The following is a 3,688-nucleotide window of genomic DNA, read 5'->3' as shown; positions in this document are numbered from 1 at the left end:
ACCACCCACACCCACGGCCACCACCCCACCAACCACACCCCCAACCCCCACCTCCCCCTCCCCACCTACCCCTTCACCCACCACCACTACTGGCTGGTCCCGCAGACCCCCTCCGGCGGTCCGGAGCGGCTCGGCCTCGACGCCCCGAACCACCCGCTCCTCGGCGCCTCGCTCGAACTCGCCGAGGACGGCGGCCTGTTGCTCACCGGGCGGCTGTCCCTCGACACCCATGCCTGGCTGGCCGACCACGAGATCCTCGGCCGCCCGCTGCTCCCCGGCACCGCCTTCGTCGACCTCGCGCTCACCGCCGGCGAGCGCGCCGGCGCCCCGCGCCTGGACGAACTCACCCTGGAGGCCCCGCTCGCCCTCCCCTCGACCGGCTCGCTGAGCATCCAGCTGGCGGTCGGGGCACCGGAGTCCGGCAGCGGAGCGCGCACCCTGGCCGTCCACTCCCGCCCCACCGACGGCACCGGCGAGTGGACCCGGCACGCCGTCGGCCGGCTCGCCCCCGCCACCGGACCGGCGCACCCCGCCCACCCGGCGGCACCGGCGCCCGCCTGGCCACCGAGCGGCGCCGAGGCGATCGACACCGAGGAGCTCTACCGGCGGCTCGCCGAGCTCGGCTACGCCTACGGCCCCGCCTTCCACGGCGTACGGGCCGCCTGGCACCGGGGCGCCGAACTGTTCGCCGAGCTCGCCCTGCCGCAGGAGCTGCACGAGGCCGCCGCCCGGCACCCGCTGCACCCGGCCCTGCTGGACGCCGCCCTGCACCCGCTGGTGGGCCGCGCCGCCGAGGAGGCCGACGGGCTGCCGCTGCCGTTCTCCTGGTCCGGCGTGGAACTGCACGCCACCGGCGCCGACGCGCTGCACGTGCACTGGCGGGACGGGGCGCTGGACGCCCGGGACACCGCCGGCCGACCCGTCCTCACCGTCGAGTCCCTGGCCCTGCTCCCGCTGCGGCCCGACCAGGTGGCACCGGCCACCGGCGGCGCCCGCGACCTCCACCGCACCGGGTGGACGCCCGTACGGCCCGCCGCGCCCACGCCCACCAGCCTGGTCCAGGCCCTCGCGGACCTCCCCGGCGACGCGGCCGTGGCCCCCGTGGTCGCCGTGCCCGCACCGGGCGGCCGCGATGCCGTCGCCGCCACCCTGGAGCTGCTGCAAACCTGGCTCGCGCAGGAGCGCTTCGCCGGCTCCCGGCTGCTCGTGCTCACCCGCGGCGCCCTGGCCGTCACGGCCACCGACACCGTCCCGGACCCGTGGGCCGGCGCCGTCTGGGGCCTGCTGCGCTCCGCCCAGGCCGAGCACCCGGACCGCTTCGCCGTCGCGGACCTGGACGTCCCGGCCGAGACGGCCGCACTCGCCACCCTGCCTGCCGATGAGCCCCAACTCGCCCTGCGCGACGGCACGTTCCACGCCCCGCGGCTCACCCGAGCGGCCGCCCCGGACGGCACCGCCCCGGACTTCACCGACCGCACCGTACTGGTCACCGGCGGCACCGGCGCCCTGGGCAGCACCGTCGTCCGGCACCTCGCCGCCCGGCACGGCGCCCGACACCTGCTGCTGCTCAGCCGACGCGGCGCGGACGCCCCCGGCGCGGCCGAACTCGCCCGGGAGCTGGCCGAGTCGGGCGCCGAGGTGCGGTTCGCCGCCGTGGACGCCGCGGACCGCGAGGCGCTCGCCGCCGTCCTCGCCGACGTCCCCGCCGAACGCCCGCTCGGCGCCGTCATTCACCTCGCCGGCGTGCTGGACGACGGCGTCCTCGCCGACCTCACCCCCGAGCGGCTGGACGCCGTCCTGCGGGCCAAGGCCGACGCCGCCCGGCACCTGCACGAACTCACCGACGGCCTCGACGCCTTCGTCCTGTTCTCCTCCGTCACCGGCACCACCGGCACCGCCGGCCAGGCCAACTACGCCGCCGCCAACGCCTACCTCGACGCCCTCGCCCACCACCGCCACGCCCTCGGCCTGCCCGCCACCTCCCTCGCCTGGGGCCTCTGGGCCGACCAGGAGGGCATGGCGGGCGAGCTGGGCGCCGCCGGGCTGGCCCGCTGGGCCCGCGCCGGCCTGCCCGCGCTCGGCACCGAGGAGGCGCTCGCCCTGTTCGACGCCGCCCTGCGGCACCCCGAGCCGGCCCTCGTCCCGGTCCGCTTCGACCCGGTGGCGCTGCAGGCCCGGGCCGCCGCCGGCCCGCTCCCGGCGCCGCTGCGCGCCCTGGTCCGCGCCCCGCGCCGCCAGGCCACCGCCGGCACCGCGGCCGCGACCGGCCGGTCCTGGGCCGAGCGCACCGCCGCCCTGGCCGCCCCCGACCGGACCCGCACCACCACCGACCTGGTGCTGACCACCGTCGCCACGGTGCTCGGGCACGCCACCGCGGCCACCGTCGAAGCCACCCGGGCCTTCAAGGAACTCGGCTTCGACTCACTCACCGGGGTCGACCTGCGCAACCGGCTCGCCGCCGCCACCGGCCTGCGGATCGCCGCCACCGCCGTCTTCGACCACCCGTCGCCCGCCGCCCTCACCGAGCACCTGCTCGCCCTCCTCCCGGGCGGCACCGCACCCGCCCGCGACCAGGCGGCGCCGATCACCGCCGCCGCGGACGACGACCCGATCGTCATCGTCGGCACCGCCTGCCGCTACCCCGGCGGGGTCGCCTCCCCCGAGGACCTGTGGCGGCTCGTCCTCGACGGCACCGACGCCATCGGCGACTTCCCCGGCGACCGCGGCTGGGACCTCGACGCCCTCTACGACCCCGACCCGGAGCGGATCGGCACCTCCTACACCCGGCACGGCGGATTCCTGCTCGACGCCGCCGGGTTCGACGCCGAGTTCTTCGGCATCAGCCCGCGCGAGGCGCTCGCCATGGACCCGCAGCAGCGCCTGCTGCTGGAGACCGCCTGGGAGACCTTCGAGCGCGCCGGGATCGACCCGGCCTCCGTCCGGGGAACGCGCACCGGCGTCTTCGCCGGCGTGATGTACAACGACTACGGCTCACGGCTGAGCAAGGCGCCCGAGGAACTGGAGGGGTACCTGCTCACCGGCAACACCGCGTCCGTCGTCTCCGGTCGGCTCGCCTACACCTTCGGCCTGGAGGGCCCGGCCGTCACCGTGGACACCGCCTGCTCCTCCTCGCTGGTCGCGCTGCACCTGGCCGCCCAGGCCCTGCGCCAGGGCGAGTGCGACCTCGCCCTGGCCGGCGGCGTGACGGTCATGTCGCGCCCGGACACCTTCGTCGAGTTCAGCCGCCAGCGCGGCCTCTCCGCCGACGGCCGCTGCAAGTCCTTCGCGGCCGCGGCGGACGGCACCGGCTGGTCCGAGGGCGTCGGCCTGCTGCTGGTCGAGCGGCTCTCCGACGCCCGGCGGCACGGCCACCAGGTCCTGGCCGTCCTGCGGGGCTCGGCGATCAACCAGGACGGCGCCAGCAACGGCCTCACCGCCCCCAACGGCCCCTCCCAGGAACGCGTCATCCGCCAGGCGCTCGCCTCCGCCGGCCTCACCGCCGGCGACGTCGACGCCGTCGAGGCACACGGCACCGGCACCCGCCTGGGCGACCCGATCGAGGCCCACGCCCTGCTCGCCACCTACGGGCAGGACCGTGAAACCCCGCTCCTGCTGGGCTCGCTGAAGTCCAACATCGGCCACACCCAGGCCGCCGCCGGCGTCGGCGGCGTCATCAAGATGATCGAGG

Annotated in this window: 1 protein-coding gene; it reads left to right on the top strand. The window is 77.5% G+C overall.

The window, feature by feature from the left end; all coding sequences use genetic code 11:
• The coding region (locus tag AB0N04_RS38470; RefSeq protein WP_360223403.1) for a type I polyketide synthase at positions 1–3,688 on the top strand (3,688 nt) is incomplete at both ends.

This window comes from Kitasatospora sp. NPDC051702, from assembly GCF_040681575.1.
Taxonomy (GTDB): Bacteria; Actinomycetota; Actinomycetes; order Streptomycetales; family Streptomycetaceae; genus Kitasatospora.
This window is presented reverse-complemented; position numbering and strand designations above follow the sequence as displayed.